This window comes from Salisediminibacterium beveridgei (assembly GCF_001721685.1).
Classification (GTDB): domain Bacteria; phylum Bacillota; class Bacilli; order Bacillales; family Salisediminibacteriaceae; genus Salisediminibacterium; species Salisediminibacterium beveridgei.
The window spans coordinates 3,451,706-3,470,920 of the sequence record NZ_CP012502.1 but is presented as its reverse complement, the minus strand read 5'-3'; the positions used below and the strand labels follow the sequence as shown (position 1 = coordinate 3,470,920).

Annotated in this window: 18 protein-coding genes and 1 other annotated feature; all 18 genes read left to right on the top strand. The window is 49.4% G+C overall.

The window, feature by feature from the left end:
• The first annotated feature begins 2 nt into the window (after positions 1-2).
• The 18 genes from cysE (at position 3) to rpoC (ending at position 19,134) form a co-directional block, all read left to right on the top strand.
• Entirely contained in the window at positions 3-680 is a 678-nt protein-coding gene (cysE, locus tag BBEV_RS16435; RefSeq protein ID WP_232318222.1) for a serine O-acetyltransferase, read from the top strand.
• Positions 661-2,064, top strand: coding sequence for a cysteine--tRNA ligase (gene cysS, locus BBEV_RS16430; RefSeq protein ID WP_069366451.1), 1,404 nt, complete (start codon positions 661-663; stop codon positions 2,062-2,064). Before cysE ends, cysS begins: the two co-directional genes overlap by 20 nt.
• 3 nt (positions 2,065-2,067) lie before the next feature.
• Positions 2,068-2,493, top strand: coding sequence for a Mini-ribonuclease 3 (locus tag BBEV_RS16425; RefSeq protein WP_069366450.1), 426 nt, complete (start codon positions 2,068-2,070; stop codon positions 2,491-2,493).
• A gap of 1 nt (position 2,494) precedes the next feature.
• A complete protein-coding gene (rlmB, locus tag BBEV_RS16420; protein ID WP_069366803.1) occupies positions 2,495-3,253 on the top strand; it encodes a 23S rRNA (guanosine(2251)-2'-O)-methyltransferase RlmB in 759 nt (252 codons plus the stop codon).
• On the top strand, positions 3,246-3,755 hold the full coding sequence (locus tag BBEV_RS16415; RefSeq protein ID WP_069366449.1) for an NYN domain-containing protein: 510 nt from the start codon (positions 3,246-3,248) through the stop codon (positions 3,753-3,755). Before rlmB ends, BBEV_RS16415 begins: the two co-directional genes overlap by 8 nt.
• Positions 3,756-3,979: 224 nt before the next feature.
• Positions 3,980-4,606, top strand: coding sequence for an RNA polymerase sporulation sigma factor SigH (sigH, locus tag BBEV_RS16410; protein ID WP_069366802.1), 627 nt, complete (start codon positions 3,980-3,982; stop codon positions 4,604-4,606).
• A 26-nt stretch (positions 4,607-4,632) separates the two neighbouring features.
• Positions 4,633-5,289: an RNA polymerase sigma factor gene (locus tag BBEV_RS16405; protein ID WP_084007450.1), complete on the top strand. Its 657-nt coding sequence runs from the start codon at positions 4,633-4,635 to the stop codon at positions 5,287-5,289.
• Positions 5,282-6,850, top strand: a complete 1,569-nt coding sequence (locus BBEV_RS16400; protein WP_069366448.1) for a hypothetical protein — start codon at positions 5,282-5,284, stop codon at positions 6,848-6,850. The genes BBEV_RS16405 and BBEV_RS16400 overlap by 8 nt, the downstream gene beginning before the upstream one ends.
• A gap of 122 nt (positions 6,851-6,972) precedes the next feature.
• Positions 6,973-7,122, top strand: a complete 150-nt coding sequence (gene rpmG / locus BBEV_RS17265) for a 50S ribosomal protein L33 (RefSeq protein WP_084007449.1) — start codon at positions 6,973-6,975, stop codon at positions 7,120-7,122.
• 19 nt (positions 7,123-7,141) lie between these two features.
• Positions 7,142-7,348 (top strand): preprotein translocase subunit SecE, encoded by a 207-nt coding sequence (gene secE / locus BBEV_RS16395; protein ID WP_069366447.1) that lies wholly within the window; start codon positions 7,142-7,144, stop codon positions 7,346-7,348.
• 77 nt (positions 7,349-7,425) lie between these two features.
• The gene (gene nusG, locus BBEV_RS16390) at positions 7,426-7,959 is read left to right on the top strand and encodes a transcription termination/antitermination protein NusG (RefSeq protein ID WP_069366800.1); all 534 of its coding nucleotides are present in this window, start codon (positions 7,426-7,428) and stop codon (positions 7,957-7,959) included.
• 208 nt (positions 7,960-8,167) lie between these two features.
• Complete coding sequence (rplK, locus tag BBEV_RS16385; RefSeq protein ID WP_069366446.1) at positions 8,168-8,593, top strand: 50S ribosomal protein L11; 426 nt, start codon at positions 8,168-8,170, stop codon at positions 8,591-8,593.
• Positions 8,594-8,710: 117 nt separating this feature from the next.
• Entirely contained in the window at positions 8,711-9,406 is a 696-nt protein-coding gene (rplA, locus tag BBEV_RS16380) for a 50S ribosomal protein L1 (protein ID WP_069366445.1), read from the top strand.
• A gap of 40 nt (positions 9,407-9,446) precedes the next feature.
• Positions 9,447-9,588, top strand: a sequence feature (ribosomal protein L10 leader region).
• Positions 9,589-9,806: 218 nt separating this feature from the next.
• Positions 9,807-10,307 carry a 50S ribosomal protein L10 gene (gene rplJ, locus BBEV_RS16375; RefSeq protein WP_069366444.1) on the top strand — a complete coding sequence of 167 codons (501 nt, stop codon included), beginning with the start codon at positions 9,807-9,809 and terminating at the stop codon, positions 10,305-10,307.
• Positions 10,308-10,380: 73 nt separating this feature from the next.
• On the top strand, positions 10,381-10,740 hold the full coding sequence (gene rplL, locus BBEV_RS16370) for a 50S ribosomal protein L7/L12 (RefSeq protein WP_069366443.1): 360 nt from the start codon (positions 10,381-10,383) through the stop codon (positions 10,738-10,740).
• Positions 10,741-10,913: 173 nt separating this feature from the next.
• Complete coding sequence (locus tag BBEV_RS16365; RefSeq protein ID WP_069366442.1) at positions 10,914-11,519, top strand: class I SAM-dependent methyltransferase; 606 nt, start codon at positions 10,914-10,916, stop codon at positions 11,517-11,519.
• A gap of 427 nt (positions 11,520-11,946) precedes the next feature.
• Positions 11,947-15,492 carry a DNA-directed RNA polymerase subunit beta gene (rpoB, locus tag BBEV_RS16355; RefSeq protein ID WP_069366440.1) on the top strand — a complete coding sequence of 1,182 codons (3,546 nt, stop codon included), beginning with the start codon at positions 11,947-11,949 and terminating at the stop codon, positions 15,490-15,492.
• 36 nt (positions 15,493-15,528) lie between these two features.
• Positions 15,529-19,134, top strand: a complete 3,606-nt coding sequence (gene rpoC / locus BBEV_RS16350) for a DNA-directed RNA polymerase subunit beta' (RefSeq protein WP_069366439.1) — start codon at positions 15,529-15,531, stop codon at positions 19,132-19,134.
• Positions 19,135-19,215: the final 81 nt, after the last annotated feature.

Here is a 19,215-nt window from a genome sequence, read left to right as displayed (position 1 = left end):
TTGTGAAGGAAGCCCTGAAAACATTACGAAATGATGTGGACGTCGTCCTCGATCAGGATCCCGCAGCCAGAAACCGTTTCGAAGTCATTATGACCTATTCCGGGGTGCACGCCATTTGGAATCACCGGATTGCGCACGCCCTTTGGAAGCGGAAGTTTTATTTCCTTGCCCGGTTGATCTCGCAGACAAGCCGCTTTATTACCGGCATTGAGATTCATCCCGGTGCACAAATCGGACAGCGCCTGTTCATTGACCACGGCATGGGCGTCGTGATCGGTGAGACCTGCGAAATACACGATAACGTCACGATCTTCCAGGGCGTGACCCTGGGCGGTACCGGAAAAGAGAAGGGCAAGCGTCACCCGACAATTGAGGATCATGTCCTGATTGCTACGGGAGCGAAAGTGCTCGGTTCCATGACCATCGGTGAGCATTCGAGAATCGGTGCAGGATCGGTGGTACTCAAAGAAGTCCCGCCGCACGCGACGGTGGTGGGCATTCCTGGCAAAGTCGTCATGAAAAACGGTGTCCGCGTAGGAAATTCGCTCGATCACCATAAAATGCCCGACCCGATTGCCGATAAATTTGATGAACTCGAAAAAGAACTGTCTGAACTGCGCGAGGAAATCACCCGTTTGAAAAGTGAAGGAGGCAATGACCGTGACCATTCAGCTTTATAACACCCTGACACGGAAAAAAGAAGTGTTTCAACCCATCGAAAAAGGCAAGGTGAAGATGTACGTGTGCGGCCCGACGGTATATAACTACATCCATATCGGCAACGCCCGGCCGGCGGTGGTGTTTGATATGGTCCGCCGTTATTTCGAATACCGGGGCTATGACGTCATGTACGTATCGAACTTCACCGACGTGGATGACAAAATCATCAAGGCAGCGGATGATCTCGATGAAGACGTCATGACGGTGGCCGAGCGGTTCATTGCGGCATACTACAACGATACCGAAGCCCTCGGCGTCCGAAAAGCAGACCTTCATCCCCGGGTGACCGAAACGATGACCGAGATCGTCACGTTTATCGAGCGGCTCGTGGAAAAAGGCTATGCCTATGAATCCGGCGGGGACGTCTATTTCCGCACCCGGAAATTTGAAAAGTACGGGCAGCTCTCCCAGCAGTCTCTCGATGACCTGCAGGCAGGAGCAAGAATTCAGATCGGTGATAAAAAGGAAGACCCGTTGGATTTTGTACTGTGGAAAAGCGCCAAAGAACAAGAGATTGCCTGGGAAAGCCCGTGGGGAGAAGGACGCCCCGGCTGGCATATCGAGTGCTCGGCGATGGTCAAGAAATACCTCGGTGACACCATCGATATTCACGCCGGTGGTCAGGACCTCTCCTTTCCGCACCATGAAAATGAAATCGCCCAGTCCGAGGCCCTGAACGAAGAACGCATGGCCAACTACTGGATCCATAACGGCTATATCAATATCGATAACGAGAAGATGTCCAAATCCTTGGATAACTTCATTCTCGTTCATGACATCATCAATCAGTTTGACCCGAATGTCGTGCGGTTCTTCATTGTCAACGCCCACTACCGGAGCCCGATCAACTTCAGTGACGAACAGCTTGAAAGTGCGAAGACGAGTCTCGAGCGGATCCAGACGACTTATGAGAACCTGACGTTCAGACTGACGGAGAGCGCGGATCTGGGAGAGAATCTTGAGCAGTGGCATCATACCATCAAACAAGAAGGGGAGCGCTTCATTGCTGCGATGGATGATGATTTCAACAGTGCCAGTGCGGTTTCGGTCATGTTCGACCTGGTGAAGACGGCGAATGTTTATCTCGCCGAGAAGCACACGTCCAAAGAAGTCCTTGCATCATTCTTGAAGCAGTTTGACGACATGGCATTTGTCTTGGGCGTTACGCTCAAAAAAACCGCTGAACTTCTGGACGCGGATGTGGAAATGCTGATTGAAGAGCGGGTTCAGGCACGAAAAGACCGGAATTTCGCCCGGGCGGATGAAATCCGTGACCAGTTGAAAGACCAGGACATCATCCTTGAAGATACACCGCAGGGCACACGCTGGAAGCGGGGGACGTAACCGATGAAATTGAACGAAACCGTCTCAGAGCCGGAACAGCTGAACGCGCTGGCACTGGCGTACCTTGGTGATGGGGTGTTTGACGTGTATATCCGTTACCGCCTGATTTCGCAAGGACAGGTCCGGCCCAATCAGCTGCACCGCCGGGCAACAAAATACGTATCCGCCAAGGCACAGGCAGCGATACTGGACCATCTGCAGGAGCGGGGGCTCTTGGCTGAAGACGAAGCAGCCGTGGTCAGACGGGGCCGAAATGCCAAGCCCGGCACTGTACCGAAGCATACAGCACAGCATATCTATCATATGAGCACGGCTTTTGAAGCATTGATCGGGTTCTTGTATCTCACCGGGCGTGAGGAGCGGATGGACGAACTGGTTCAGATTGCGGTGGATCTCATTGAAGGAAAGGAGGCGAACGCCGGTGAGTGACATGAATGATGATTATCTGTTTGGCAAGAATCCGGTGATTGAGGCGTTACGCAGCGGCCAGACCGTTCATAAAGTATGGGTCGCAGAAGACGCAAAGAAAGGTCAGATGAATCAGGTATTGGGCCTTTGCAAAACACATAAAGTGCAAGTGTTGACCGTACCGAAAAAACGCCTCGATCAGATGGCGGATGGACAAGCCCACCAAGGCGTCATCGCTCAGGCTGCAGCTTACGAGTATGCGGATATGGATGATTTGTTTACCAGAGCAAAGGAAAAACATGAGCATCCGTTCTTTCTCGTCCTTGATGAGCTCGAAGACCCCCACAACCTCGGTTCGATTTTACGGACGGCTGATGCGTCGGGTGTTCATGGGGTCATCATCCCGAAACGACGTTCTGTTGGCCTCACCTCCACGGTGGCGAAAACGTCTGCCGGTGCCATTTCACACGTGCCGGTCGTGCGGGTGACGAACCTGGCACGCACGATGGATGACCTGAAAAAACAAGGGCTCTGGTTTATCGGCACAGACGCATCTGCCAGGACGGATTACCGCGAGATGGAGACCGATCTCCCGCTCGCGCTGGTCATCGGAAGTGAAGGCAAAGGGTTGAGCCGGCTGGTGAAGGAGAAATGCGATTTTCTCGTCGCCATTCCACTTCTGGGACAAGTCACGTCACTCAATGCATCGGTAGCTGCAAGTTTATTAATGTATGAAGTGATGCGAAAACAGCAGGCAAAAGGTGAAACGAGAGATGCGTAATATTCTGCTCGTAGACGGCTATAACATCATCGGAGACTGGTCGGATCTGCGGGAACTTCAAAAACACGACCTCGAAGGAGCCCGGGATATCCTCATTGAGAAAATGGCGGAATACCAGGCCTACAGTGGAACCAAGGTGATCATCGTGTTTGATGCGCACATGGTGCCGGGCCTTGGCAAAACCTACAAAGATTTTGCAGTCGAGATTCTCTACACTAAAGAAAAGGAAACCGCTGATGAACGGATCGAAAAGCTCGTGATTGAATTGAAACGGGTGGATACGAAAATCTATGTGGCAACGAGTGATTTTGTGGAACAGCGGGTCATCTTTGCAAGTGGCGCGTACCGGAAATCGGCCCGGGAGCTTCGTACGGAAGTCGATCAGCTGGAAAAGCACATCGCCAAGGATGTCACCCGGACCCGCAAAGCTAAGCTTCGGGGAAGTATTCCCGTCAGTGAAGAAATCCGGCAACGGCTGGAACGAATGAGGCGTGGAAAATAATGACACATTGACGGCTTTTCTGTTCCTTTAGTATAATGAACGTAAGATGAAAAGGGATACAACAGTAGCCAGCACCCTTGAGGCGAATCCGGAACCTGTGGCAGCTGGTTTTTCACGATCCATGTATTGGGACTGCCCGAGCCTGACGACATGAGGAAGCTTTTTCAGCGAGAAGAAAGGTGGTCATTGCCGTGAAGAATGTGAAGGACGATCTGCCGTTTTCCATGAATCAGCTGTCAGATGAACAGCTGGTCGAGTATGTCAGGGAGGGGGACTCTCAAGCCCTCGAGTATCTGATCCAGAAATACCGCAGCTTCGTAAGAGCCAAGTCGAGGTCGTATTTTCTCATTGGTGGGGATCATGAGGACATTTTGCAAGAAGGGATGATCGGTCTTTATAAAGCGATCCGGGATTTCAAGCAAGGAAAGGAATCCTCCTTTCGCGCATTTGCAGAACTCTGTATCACCCGGCAGATCATCACGGCAATCAAGACGGCAACCCGGCAAAAACATATCCCGCTGAATTCGTATGTCTCACTCGATAAACCGATCTATGATGAAGAATCGGACCGGACACTCCTCGATGTGATTATCGGTTCCGACGAAACGGACCCGGAAGAGCTGTTTATCACACAGGAAGAAGCGACCCGTATTGAAGGGGCCATGAGTGAGTCTTTGTCTGACCTTGAACGGCAGGCGTTGATGTTGTATCTCGAAGGCAGCACGTATCAGGAGATTTCGGAAGAATTGGACCGTCACGTCAAGTCCATCGATAATGCCTTGCAGCGGGTGAAGCGGAAGCTTGAAAACCATGTAGAATTCAAAAGCACCTCGATCAATAAGCAATCATAACCCGCCGTTTCCCGGCGGGTTTTTCTATGGAGAAAGAGACCTTATCAATTCCGCCTCTTTTTCGAAAGCAGCTCGTCTATTGGAGTGAAGGAAGCAAATGTGATGAATGGCAGGAAGGGGGAGGTCTCATGGATGAAGAACTGGTTCAACATGCGCTAAAAGGCGATGAGCGGGCGTTTGAAGAGCTGCACAGAAGGCATGTAAACGACGTGTACCGCTATTTGTATATGGAAGTGGCGAATCGGCAAGATGCAGAGGAATTGCTGCAGGATGTGTTTGTCAAAATGGTCAGGAACCTGGCAGGTTTTTCAAGGAAGTCGTCGTTTCGGACGTGGCTCTTTGCCATTGTGCGAAATGCGGTGATCGATTATTACCGGGGCAGGAACCGACGGGACAAAGAGGAAGTGACTGAGGATGATACGTTGGAGCGGATGGCTCCAAACACCTCTTCTGCAGAACAGGAAGCAACGAGGCGGGAGAAGCTGGAGTCTGTTTCAGACGCCTTCAATGAACTGCCGGAAAAACAACAGGAAATTCTCTACTTGCGATTCATGGAAGGCTTCTCGCTGAAGGAGACGGCGCGGATTACGGGGAAGAGCGTGATGGCGGTCAAGTCCCTGCAAAAACGGGCGCAGGAGAAAATGGGCGAGCAAGTGGACGAGGAGGTGAACGTCCATGTCTGAGCGATTGACTGAAAAGCAGTTGGAAAAAGACCGTCAAGCGATGGAAGAGGCGACACCATCTGAAAAGGCGAAACAAAAAAGTCTCCATGCGATGAAACGGGAAATCGGCAAGGCGCAGCCGGGCTACGCCTTGGTGGAGAAAAAGAAAAAACGCCACCAGACGCTCACCGGCTTCTCGGCTACAATTGCCGCGGCAGCCATCGGCGGCCTGGTGTTGATCAGCTCTGATGACATGGCCGGCTGGTTCGCTCCGGCAGGGACCTTGGATGACACGGAAAACGAGGAAGAGGATCAGGAAGCACCGGAACCTGTTGAGGAGAACGACAGCGAAGCGGAACAGGAGAATGAGGAAGAAAATGAGGAGTCTGAAGAAGAGCGATCCGAATCCGTCAGCTACCGATTTCCAGATACAGCCGAATGGAATGTGACGGCAGACACGTTCAACGACCGGGCGCAGCGGTTTTATGCCATCGATATGCAAGCGGTCGATGCCGATGAACGAACCGACGTCATCGAAGAACAGCCGATGATGCTCCTGCACGAGGAAGGGATGCCGTATTTTATCTATATACCGGCGGAATGGAACTCGCACAGAACGGATGAAGGCTCTTATGTCCGGTATGAAATGGCGGATGATGAGGGGAACATTTTTCATCTCCTGCAGTTTGACACGGAGGATGAAGAAGCAGCCCGATCTGAACTCGAAAGACAGCTGGATGGTCATGACGCAGAACCGGTCGATCGTGATGAGCAATGGGTCCAGGATTATCACTGGACAATGGACATGGGTGATGAACCGGTGGAACAATACCGCGCGGAAGACGGGAACCGTGTCCACAACTGGTCGTATGTGGCCCCTGAGGGTTACCCGGATACCCCTGTGATCCTGCATTCCGTTGAAACGGTGGAGGACGATGACCAGATTGAACTTGCGGGCTATTTTCACTCGAGTTTTCAACGGGTGTACCCGACGATCATTGACGAAAGCAATGAAGCCGGCATGAACGACCGGGCGCACGAGGCAGAGTTTTTAGCCATGAGTGATCATGGTCCAGGGTCCAGGGAAATGGCATTGGTGGAAGTGCCGGACCTCGGCTTCTCGTTTTACGCCAGGGATGGATTCAGTGACAGGCAAGAAGGCGAGCGCGGTCAGCAAATGATTCGCTATGAGAATGCCGACGATCCTGAATTTATCGAAATCGGCCGCTTTGACAATGTGGACGAAGCCCTCGCCTACCAGGAAGACTGGAAGGATAAGGAGAGTGAGCTTACGGATGTGGCTGAGGAAGATCCTGATCCCAGGTCCTATCTGGGTGATCGTTTTGGCGGTGAGTGGCTCGTTCATGAGGATATGCTGAACCTCTCCATGGAAAAACGAGAAGAGCTTGAAATAGAGGGAGGGCTTTCAGACATGGCCACCCAGGAGACGTTTTTTGTCATGGAACACGATGGATACGGGTATTACATGCTGACAGGCGGAAATCTGTATTTCTCCGAATTCATCGATCTGATCCTCCACAGCTGGCAGTGGGATGACGGTCAGATGCTGATTGAAGAATAAAACGAGGAAGCCGGAGCAAAAACCAGAGCTCCGGCTTTTTCAGATACAATTGACACTGAGCTCTTTTCTGTGCTACTTTTAAGGGGTATGTAAAGTGTTAAGTGAAGGAGGCAGTTTTTTTCATGTCGAAGAAAGTTGTACTTTCATGTAAAGACTGTCACGCCCGTAACTATACGACAATGAAGACGGATAATACCGGAAGTGAGCGGTTGACGATAAAAAAATACTGTAAGACGTGCAAAGGGCATACAGCCCACCAGGAAACAAAATAATGTGGAGGTGAATTCCCTCATGGCAGAACAAGAACCGAAGAAATCCAAGAATCCGATTCATTTTTTGAAAGACGTATCCACTGAAATGAAGCGTGTGACCTGGCCGACGCGCCCAGAGCTTTTCCGATACACTGTTATTGTAAGTACAACAGTCATTTTCATGGCGATTTTCTTTGCCATCTCTGACCTTGGTATTTCGAGTTTATTGGAATTAATCACGAACTGACAGAGGCAGAGCACAACTATTGATTAAATTGAATTCAGTCAGAGGAGGGAAGGACGAAACGTCCTGAACACATGGAGATGGAGAAGAACTGGTATGTCGTCCACACTTATTCCGGCTACGAGAATAAAGTGAAGACGAACTTGGAAAAACGTGTGGAATCGATGGAAATGACGGATAAAATTTTCCGCATCCTCGTTCCCGTGGAAGAAGAAAACGAAGTGAAGAACGGCAAGAGTAAAACCGTCACGAAGAAAGTCTTCCCGGGCTATGTGATTGTGGAAATGGTCATGACAGACGATTCCTGGTATGTCGTGCGAAATACGCCTGGAGTCACCGGGTTTGTCGGCAGTACAGGAGCAGGTTCAAAGCCGACGCCGCTTCTGCCGGAGGAAACGGATAAAATCCTTCGTCAGATGGGTGTGGAGACACCGAAAGAGGAAGTCTATTTTGATCTGAAGGAATCCGTGAAGGTCAAAGAAGGACCATTTGCCAACTTCATCGGGTCCATCGAAGACATTTCTGCAGAAAAACGCAAGCTGAAAGTTCATGTGAACATGTTCGGCCGGGAAACCCCGGTAGAACTCGAATTCCACCAGGTGGAGAAACTCTGATTACTTTGAATACAGGATCACCGTTTTTTTCCTTCCCTGAAGTGAAAAAAGCTCTTGCGCATTCTGGTGTGAAGTGATAGAATTTGAATGTTGTTAATGAACGTGAGCGTTTCCGTTCACGTTTTTTCCTGCATGTTTGCAGGTGTTTAATTGAGTGGGAGAGCATTATGCTCGGTTACCACATCACGGACTTAAGGAGGTGTGTCGCGTGGCTAAAAAGGTCATTAAAGTAGTGAAACTTCAAATTCCTGCTGGTAAAGCGAATCCGGCACCACCGGTCGGACCGGCACTCGGTCAAGCTGGTGTTAATATCATGGGATTCTGTAAGGAATTTAATGCTCGTACACAAGAAGAAGCGGGTCTGATCATTCCTGTGGAAATCACAGTATTTGAAGATCGTTCATTCACTTTTATCACAAAAACGCCGCCAGCAGCGGTCTTGCTTAAAAAAGAAGCAGGAATCGAATCTGGATCAGGTGAGCCGAACAAGAACAAAGTGGCTACAGTCAAGCGTGATAAAGTAAAAGAAATCGCTGAAACAAAGATGCCTGACTTAAACGCAGCTGATGTTGAAGCAGCTATGCGTATGGTTGAAGGTACTGCCCGCAGCATGGGTATCGTCGTCGAAGACTAATACCGACAAAAGGGTATGGAGGTTGCGAATGGACAAATGCTCCGGCCTGTTCATCAGGTTCGCAACCTTTATTAGTGGGAGGTATAACCGCTAAAACCACAGAAGGAGGAACTTAAATTGGCTAAAAGAGGTAAGAAATATCAAGACGCTCTAAAAGCGATTGATCGCGAAAAGTTATACAACATTTCTGAAGCAGTAGAACTCGTTCAAAAGAACGCAACTGCAAAATTCGATGAAAGCATCGAAATGGCTGCACGTCTCGGCGTTGACCCGAAGAAAGCAGACCAGCAGATCCGTGGAGCGATGGTGCTTCCACACGGAACGGGTAAAACACAGACCGTTCTTGTATTTGCAAAAGGTGATAAGGCGAAAGAAGCAGAAGCAGCAGGCGCTGACTTCGTTGGTGAAGAAGACCTCATCAATAAAGTCGCTCAAGGCTGGCTCGAATTCGACGTCGTTGTTGCAACACCGGATATGATGGCACAGGTTGGTAAGTTGGGTCGTACACTTGGACCAAAAGGCCTTATGCCGAACCCGAAAACAGGTACTGTTACATTTGATGTAACAAAAGCTGTTGAAGAAATCAAAGCAGGTAAGGTTGAGTACCGTGTGGACAAGTCCGGGAACATTCACGTTCCAATCGGGAAAGCATCTTTCGAAGCTAAAAAGCTCGAAGAAAACTTTACTGCAATGGCTGAACAGCTGATGAAAATCAAGCCTGCAGCTTCAAAAGGGACGTATCTTCGCAACGTATCCATTACATCCACAATGAGCCCTGGCCTCAAGGTGGACGTTTCATCATTTAAATTATAAGTTGACTTACGTTTAATCAGCGGTTATACTCATAATCGTGAATTTAAATAGTGCTGAACCGTAGACAGCAGGTGCCCAACAGGCTTAATTCCCTGCCGAGGTCGTTGAATTCGATTTTCTTAAATGAAGACGATTCTGCCTCCATGTCTGCTCTGGCACATGGAGGCTTTTTATTTTTAGAAGCTCAGATTTGATGTTGTGAACCTGATCAACAGCTGCAGGCCGCGACGCCAGAGGGATTAAGCGCAGTCCGAAAATCCACTTTCGCATAGCGGAAGTTTGTTGAGGACAGGCCCCTTGGCACCCGTCCGCCAGAAGCAATTGATCAGAACATCGGGCTATTTGAGAAATGAAACGCTCTTCGGTCAGTTTTAATCAGCGATTTACAGGAGGTGTAAGAATGAGCGCAGTAATCAAAAAGAAGGAACAGGTTGTTGATGAAATCAAAACAAAGTTTGAAGACAGCCAGTCCACGATCGTCGTTGACTACCGTGGCCTGAACGTCAGTGAAATTACGGAACTCCGTAAACAGCTTCGTGAAGCCGGTGTTGATTTCAAAGTGTACAAAAACTCAATGGTTCGTCGTGCCACTGAAGCAACAAACCTCAGTGAACTCGATGAGCATTTGACTGGTCCTACAGCGATCGCTTTCAGTAATGAAGATGTGGTTGCTCCTGCTAAAATCCTTCACGGATTTGCGAAGGATCATAGCGCACTGGAATTAAAAGCTGGTGTTGTTGAAGGTAAAGTCACAGGTCTTGAAGAAATTCGGGCGCTGGCTACCCTGCCATCCCGCGATGGTCTCATCTCCATGTTCCTCAACGTTCTCCAGGCGCCAATCCGCAACTTTGCGTTGGCAACGAAGGCCGTTGCAGAACAAAAAGAAGAACAGGAAGCGTAAACGCAGCCTGAATCGACAGTCAGCCGCATAAGGCTGTAAAATCTATTTTAACTATTATTAGGAGGAATTTAACATGACTCATCAAGACATGATCGATGCGATCAAAGAAATGTCCGTACTTGAATTGAACGACCTTGTAAAAGCAATCGAAGAAGAATTTGGCGTAACTGCTGCAGCACCAGTTGCAGCTGCAGGCGCACCAGTGGAAGAAGCTGAAGAGCAGACTGAATTCGACGTAGTACTTGAGAGTGCCGGATCTTCCAAGATCGGCGTTATCAAAGTCGTTCGTGAAATCACTGGTCTTGGTCTTAAAGATGCGAAAGCACTCGTTGATGGCGCTCCGGCACCAATCAAAGAAGGCATTGACAAAGACGAAGCTGAAGAAATCAAAGGCAAGCTTGAAGAAGCAGGCGCTTCTATCGAAGTGAAGTAAGTACTGGCTATAGGACAAAAACCCGCTCATTGAAGCGGGTTTTTCTTTTATACTTCTTGGGAAACTCCAGTTGTGCTGAAGAACTGAAATATACGCGCCGCTGAGGCTTTCGCCATTGGCTTGACGACATGCCAGGTTTTCTTTACATAAACGAAAGAAAGGGAGTGACATCGGTGAGTGATCATTATTATTCCGGAAAACCGGGATCAGAAAGTAAACAGAAAATGATTTCTGAAACCTTGAAGGGAAGAGACTTCACGTTCATTGTAGACCGGGGTGTTTTTTCCGGACACGCGGTGGACTTCGGATCGAAACTTTTAATCGAGCACTTTGAGGAACCACAAGCAGCGGGGGATATTCTTGATATCGGTTGCGGATGGGGACCGATTGGACTTGCAGTGGCGGCGGCATATCCCGAACGTCAGATCGGCATGATCGACGTGAACGAACGGTCTGTCTCTCTGGCAAAAGTGAATGCCGGGAAAAACTCGATCACCAATCAGACCATTGCGCTGAAAGATGCGACAGATGGGCTGTCTGATTCAAACTACGCAGCAGTGTTGACGAATCCGCCGATCCGGGCCGGTAAGGATGTCGTGTTCCGAATTTACGAAGAAGCTGTTCGATCGCTTCAAGCCGAAGGGGAACTGTGGGTCGTCATTCAAAAGAAACAGGGTGCGTCCTCAACGAAAAAAAAGCTCGAGGAACTCGGGCTTCACGTTCGAACGGTCGCAAAACAAAAAGGCTACTTTGTCTTTGCGGGAAAAAAGATTGACTGAGACCAGGCATTATGTTATTGTTATTTAATGCGTATGAAGATAAAAGAAAATAGGGCTTTTATGCTCTATTATTCAGCAGGAACGCCGAATCCAGTGAAAAAGCTGGTACCGGGAGAAGAGAATAGATAGGAAGTTCAGGGGTAAATTCAGTAAGCAAATCAACTCAGGCACCAGAATGGGACGAGACTGTACTATACCCTTTTTTTCTGCTTTTCTTTTTTCCCCGCGATGGCCTCTTTCTCTTCTGCTGTCTTCTTTATTTCGATAAAAGAATTAGAAACTCCTTTATTTTCATACGAAAAGTTTAACCGGCAATTGACGATACTCGTCGTTCCGTTGTAATGCAACACCAGTCTGTCAAAGGATGCAACAGGAAAGATCTGCATCCTTTTGATGATAAATACGTTAGGTTTGAGGGGTGAATGAGTTGACAGGTCAACTAGTTCAGTATGGACGCCACCGCCAGAGAAGAAGTTATGCCCGAATCAGTGAAGTGATGGATCTTCCGAATTTAATCGAGATCCAGACAGCTTCATATCAATGGTTCCTGGATGAAGGAGTTCGTGAAATGTTTCAGGATATTTCACCAATTTCGGATTTCACCGGAAACCTGGTTCTCGAGTTTATTGATTACTCATTGGGAGAGCCAAAATATCCGGTTGATGAATCTAAGGAGCGGGATGTAACATACTCAGCGCCGCTGCGCGTCAAAGTCCGATTGATTAATCAGGAAACAGGAGAAGTGAAGGAACAGGAAGTCTTTATGGGTGATTTTCCACTCATGACGGATACAGGTACCTTTGTGATTAATGGTGCCGAACGTGTCATTGTTTCCCAGCTTGTTCGTTCTCCAAGTGTTTACTTCAACAAAAAGGTCGACAAGAATGGTAAGAAAGGTCATACCGCAACGGTGATACCGAACCGTGGTGCATGGCTCGAGCTTGAAACTGACGCAAAAGACGTTGTCTATTGCCGCATTGACCGGACCCGTAAGATCCCGGCAACCGTTTTGCTCAGAGCGCTTGGATTTGGTACTGATCAGGAAATCATCGATCTTCTTGGTGAAGATGAATACCTACGCAACACACTGGATAAGGACAATACAGATTCTTCCGAGAAAGCGCTCCTTGAAATTTATGAGCGGCTTCGTCCAGGGGAACCGCCAACCGTAGAGAGTGCCAAGAGTCTCCTCGATTCCCGGTTCTTTGACCCGAAAAGGTACGATCTGGCCAGTGTCGGACGCTACAAAATGAACAAAAAACTTCATATTAAGAACCGCCTCTTTAACCAGAAGCTTGCAGAAACATTGATCGATCCGGATACAGGAGAAATTCTTGCTGAAGAAGGCACCGTGATTGACCGACGTGTGCTCGACAAGCTGATGCCATACCTAGAGAACAATGTCGGTTTTGACCGCATTAATCTGCAGGGCGGCGTGATCAATGATGAGGAAGTCGACATTCAGTCCGTACTCATCTATTCACAGGATCCAACAGCTGAAGAAGGCGAGAAAATCAAGGTCATTGCCAACGGGAATGTCCCTGATACTGTTAAGAACATTACACCGGCAGACATTATTTCTTCTGTCAGCTACTTCTTTAACCTGTTGCACGGTGTAGGAAACACCGATGACATTGACCACCTCGGTAACCGGCGCCTTCGCTCTGTGGGTGAACTCCTGCAGAACCAGTTCCGCATCGGTTTATCCCGGATGGAACGTGTCGTTCGTGAACGCATGTCCATTCAGGACACCAATGTGATCACACCGCAGGCCCTGATCAATATCAGGCCTGTGATTGCCTCCATCAAAGAATTCTTCGGAAGTTCTCAGCTTTCCCAGTTTATGGATCAGACAAATCCGCTGGCTGAGCTGACGCATAAACGCCGTCTGTCTGCACTTGGACCCGGTGGTTTAACACGTGAACGTGCCGGTTTTGAAGTACGTGACGTACACTACTCGCACTACGGCCGTATGTGTCCGATTGAAACACCGGAAGGACCGAACATCGGGTTGATTAACTCGCTGTCCTCCTATGCAAAAGTGAACCGTTTCGGTTTCATTGAAACGCCTTACCGTAAGGTCAATCATGAAACGGGCATCGTTTCTGAAAAAGTGGATTATCTGACTGCAGATGAGGAAGATAACTACATCGTTGCCCAGGCGAATGCCAAGTTGAACGAAGAAGGCCAGTTCTCAGATGAGAACATCATCTGCCGATTCCGCGGGGAGAACATCATTGTTCCTCGGGACCGGGTAGACTACATGGACGTATCGCCAAAGCAGGTTGTCTCTGCGGCAACAGCTTGTATTCCGTTCCTTGAAAACGACGACTCCAACCGTGCCCTGATGGGTGCGAACATGCAGCGTCAGGCCGTTCCGCTTCTTGAACCGCATTCTCCGTTAGTGGGAACCGGCATGGAATATGTATCCGCTAAAGACTCCGGGGCATCCGTTGTTGCGAAAAACCGCGGCCGGGTTGAAAAAGTCACCGCGAAATTCGTGGATGTCCGTGATCTTGCCGAAGTGGATGGCAAAGAAACCGAAGGCAACCTGAAGCGTTATAATTTCATGAAATTTGAGCGTTCCAACCAGGGAACGTGCTACAACCAGCGCCCGATCGTCAGTGAAGGCATGATTGTAGATGAGGGTGAGATCCTGGCGGATGGTTCATCCATGGAAAAAGGAGAAATGGCACTCGGTCAAAATGTCCTTGTCGGTTTTATGACATGGGACGGGTACAACTATGAGGATGCCATTATTCTGAGCGAACGACTCGTTAAGGATGACGTCTACACGTCCATTCATATCGAGGAATATGAATCCGAATCCCGGGACACGAAACTCGGACCGGAAGAAATCACCCGGGACATTCCAAACGTGGGTGAAGATGCGCTGCGTAATCTCGACGAGCGCGGAATTATCCGTGTCGGTGCAGAAGTGAAAGACGGCGACATTCTCGTTGGTAAAGTGACGCCTAAAGGTGTGACCGAACTGACAGCGGAAGAACGTCTTCTTCACGCCATCTTCGGAGAAAAAGCCCGTGAAGTAAGAGACACGTCTCTTCGTGCACCACATGGCGGCGACGGGATTGTCCTTGACGTGAAAGTCTTTAACCGTGAAGACGGTGATGAATTGCCACCTGGTGTGAATCAGCTCGTGCGGGCGTATATCGTTCAGAAGCGTAAGATTAACGAAGGTGACAAAATGGCCGGACGACACGGGAACAAAGGTGTTATTTCCCGTATCCTGCCGGAAGAAGATATGCCATATCTTCCGGACGGTACGCCGATCGACATCATGTTGAACCCGCTTGGGGTACCATCGCGAATGAATATCGGTCAGGTCCTTGAGCTCCATATGGGCATGGCTGCAAGGCAGCTCGGCATCCACATTGCAACACCGGTATTTGACGGTGCCCGAGAAGAAGACGTTTGGGAAACCATCGAAGAATCCGGGATGGCCCGTGACGGAAAGACCGTTCTCTATGACGGCCGGACCGGTGAACCGTTTGACAGCCGGGTTTCCGTCGGTGTCATGTATATGATTAAACTGGCGCACATGGTCGATGACAAGCTGCACGCCCGTTCCACGGGACCTTATTCCCTCGTTACCCAGCAGCCGCTTGGCGGTAAGGCACAGTTTGGCGGACAGCGATTTGGTGAGATGGAAGTATGGGCCCTTGAAGCATACGGGGCAGCATATACCCTTCAGGAAATCCTCACCGTCAAATCCGATGACACCATCGGACGTGTGAAGACCTATGAAGCAATCGTCAAAGGTGAAAACGTCCCTGAACCAGGGGTTCCGGAATCCTTTAAAGTATTGATCAAGGAACTTCAGAGTCTGGGTATGGATGTGAAAATGCTGTCAAGCAATGACGAAGAAATCGACATGCTCGAGCATGAAGATGAAGAAGAAAATACCGGTGAAAAGCTGAACCTCAACTTGGAATCCGGCGAGTCGAACGCGTAACGGGAGAACTTGAATGCTGAAAGGGAGGTTGGCCCCTTGATTGATGTGAATAATTTTGAATATATGAAAATCGGTCTCGCTTCATCTGATAAGATCCGCTCCTGGTCAAGAGGAGAGGTGAAGAAGCCTGAAACGATTAACTATCGAACGTTAAAGCCGGAAAAAGACGGTTTGTTCTGCGAGCGCATTTTCGGTCCTACCAAGGACTGGGAATGCCACTGCGGAAAATACAAGCGCGTCCGATATAAAGGCGTAGTCTGTGATCGTTGTGGTGTTGAAGTCACGCGCTCCAAAGTCCGACGTGAACGCATGGGTCACATTGAACTCGCAGCACCGGTATCCCATATCTGGTACTTCAAAGGGATCCCGAGCCGCATGGGCCTCGTACTGGATATGTCTCCACGTTCGCTTGAAGAAGTCATTTACTTCGCCTCCTATGTGGTCACCGATCCAGGTGATACACCTCTGGAGCTGAAGCAGCTGCTGTCCGAGAAAGAATACCGGGCGTACTACGATAAGTATGGCCGCTCTTTCAAAGCAACGATGGGTGCAGAAGCGATCCGGAAGTTACTGGAAGACATTGACCTGGATAAAGAAGCAAACATGCTGAAAGAAGAACTTGAAACCGCACAGGGTCAACGAAGAACCCGTGCGATCAAGCGTCTGGAAGTCATTGAAGCATTCCGTCATTCAGAAAATGATCCATCCTGGATGGTTCTCGACGTTCTCCCGGTGATCCCACCGGAAATTCGTCCGATGGTTCAGCTTGATGGTGGCCGTTTTGCCACTTCTGACCTGAACGATCTGTACCGCCGGGTGATCAACCGTAACAACCGTCTGAAGCGTCTTTTGGATCTTGGTGCACCAAGCATTATCGTGCAAAACGAAAAGCGGATGCTCCAGGAAGCGGTCGATGCAATGATCGATAACGGCCGTCGCGGACGACCGGTTACCGGACCAGGTAACCGTCCGTTAAAATCCCTCTCACACATGCTGAAAGGGAAGCAGGGACGATTCCGTCAGAACCTGCTCGGTAAACGTGTGGACTATTCAGGCCGTTCGGTTATTGTCGTCGGCCCGAACCTGCAGATGTACCAGTGCGGACTGCCGAAGGAAATGGCGCTTGAACTGTTCAAACCATTCGTTATGAAAGAACTGGTCAGTAAAGGCCTCTCTCATAACATCAAGAGTGCAAAACGTAAAGTTGAGCGCGTGCAGCCGGAAGTATGGGATGTCCTTGAAGAAGTCATCCGGGAACACCCGGTGCTCTTAAACCGTGCACCAACGCTTCACCGCCTTGGTATCCAGGCGTTCGAACCGATCCTGGTCGAAGGCCGTGCCATCAAGCTGCATCCGCTGGTTTGTACAGCGTACAATGCGGACTTTGACGGTGACCAGATGGCGGTACACGTACCGCTTTCTGCCGAAGCGCAAGCCGAGTCACGGCTATTGATGCTCGCGGCACAGAACATTTTGAATCCGAAGGACGGCAAGCCGGTCGTTACACCTTCCCAGGACATGGTACTCGGTAACTATTACCTCACGCTTGAGCGTGAAGATGCCATGGGCGAAGGGAGTACCTTCACCACACCGGATGAAGTGCTCGCCGCCTACCAGCAAGGTTATGTGCATCTGCACACCCGCATTGCCCTGCCTGTGGAAGCCATCAACAAAACGAATTTCCCTGATGAGGTCAAACAACATTACCTCCTCACATCAGTCGGAAAGGTCATTTTCAATGAAATTCTGCCGCACTCATTCCCTTATATTAATGAGCCGACGGCTGTAAACCTTGAAGAAGTGACGCCGAAGAAGTATTTCGTACCTTATGGTACAGATATAAAGAAAGAGTTTAAGAACCGGGATCTCGTTGAACCGTTCAAAAAAGGCTTCCTGGGTGACATCATTGCCGAAGTCTTTAAGAAATTCAAGATCTCTGAAACGTCCGTCATGCTCGATAAAATGAAAGAGCTCGGTTTCTATTATTCAACGAAAGCCGGTATCACCATCGGTGTATCCGACATCGTTGTGTTGAAGGATAAGCAGGATATCCTTGACGACGCGGAAGAGAAAGTCTCTCGTGTAACAAAGCAGTTCCGTCGCGGTCTCATCACGGAAGAAGAGCGTTATGACAAAGTCATTGAAATCTGGAGTAATGCCAAAGATATGATTCAGACGAAGCTTTTGGGTACGCTTGTCAAAACGAACCCGATCTTTATGATGAGTGATTCCGGCGCACGTGGTAACGCGTCGAACTTCACGCAGCTCGCGGGTATGCGTGGTCTGATGGCAAATCCATCCGGACGAATCATCGAGCTGCCGATCAAGTCCAGTTTCCGTGAAGGTCTGACGGTACTTGAATACTTCATCTCCACGCACGGTGCACGTAAAGGTCTTGCGGATACAGCCTTGAAGACGGCTGACTCAGGTTACCTGACGCGTCGTCTGGTGGATGTGGCGCAAGATGTAATCATCCGCGCTGACGACTGCGGAACTGACCGTGGACTCGATGTGAAGGCTATCAAAGAAGGAAATGAAGTGATCGAGAGTCTCTATGACCGCCTCGTTGGCCGGGTTTCCTTCCAGCGTATCTTCCACCCGGAAACCGGAGAGCTTCTTGTCGACCGGAACCAGGACATTAACGAAGATATGGCCAAAATCATCGAAGACGCCGGTATTGAAAAAGTAACGATCCGCTCCGTGTTCACATGTGATACACAACACGGTGCCTGCAAGAAATGTTACGGACGTAACCTGGCAACAGGCACAAAAGTGGAAGTGGGCGAAGCAGTAGGCATTATCGCAGCCCAGTCCATCGGTGAGCCGGGTACACAGCTTACAATGCGTACGTTCCACACAGGCGGGGTTGCCGGTGACGATATCACGCAGGGTCTTCCACGTATTCAGGAAGTGTTTGAAGCCCGTAATCCGAAAGGGCAGGCACTCATTTCCGAAATCGATGGAACGGTCATTGAAATCAAAGATCAAAATGATAAAAAAGAAATCATTGTACAAGGTCCTGTGGAAACACGGAACTACAACACAATGTACGGCGCACGCCTGAAAGTCAAAGAAGGAGATGAAGTCCGCTCCGGTCAGGAAATGACGGAAGGTTCCATCGATCCGAAGGAACTGCTCCAGGTTTCCGGTGTCCAGGGCGTTCAAGAATACCTCCTGCGGGAAGTGCAGAAAGTATACCGTATGCAAGGTGTTGAAATCGGAGATAAGCACGTAGAAGTCATGGTTCGTCAGATGATGCGTAAAGTCCGCGTCATCGATGCCGGTGATACGGATATCCTCCCAGGTTCCCTGGTGGAAATCCATCAATACAGCGATGCCAACAGAGAGATTCTCTTAAAAGGCGGACGCCCTGCCACAGGACGACCGGTCCTTCTCGGGATTACCAAAGCATCGCTTGAAACTGACTCCTTCCTGTCCGCAGCGTCCTTCCAGGAGACAACTCGTGTCCTGACCGATGCCGCGATCAAAGGCAAGCGCGATCAGCTCGTCGGACTCAAGGAGAACGTCATTATCGGTAAGCTGGTTCCAGCAGGTACAGGCATGCAACAATATCGCCAACTGAAACCTGTCAGCACAGAAGACAACAGTGACATCATTCAACAACCAACCGTTGCAGATTAATTGAAATAGTTATTGACAGCCCAAAATCATGGTGGTACTATATCATAGTGTGCCAAATACCTGATGCTTTGGAGGATAACG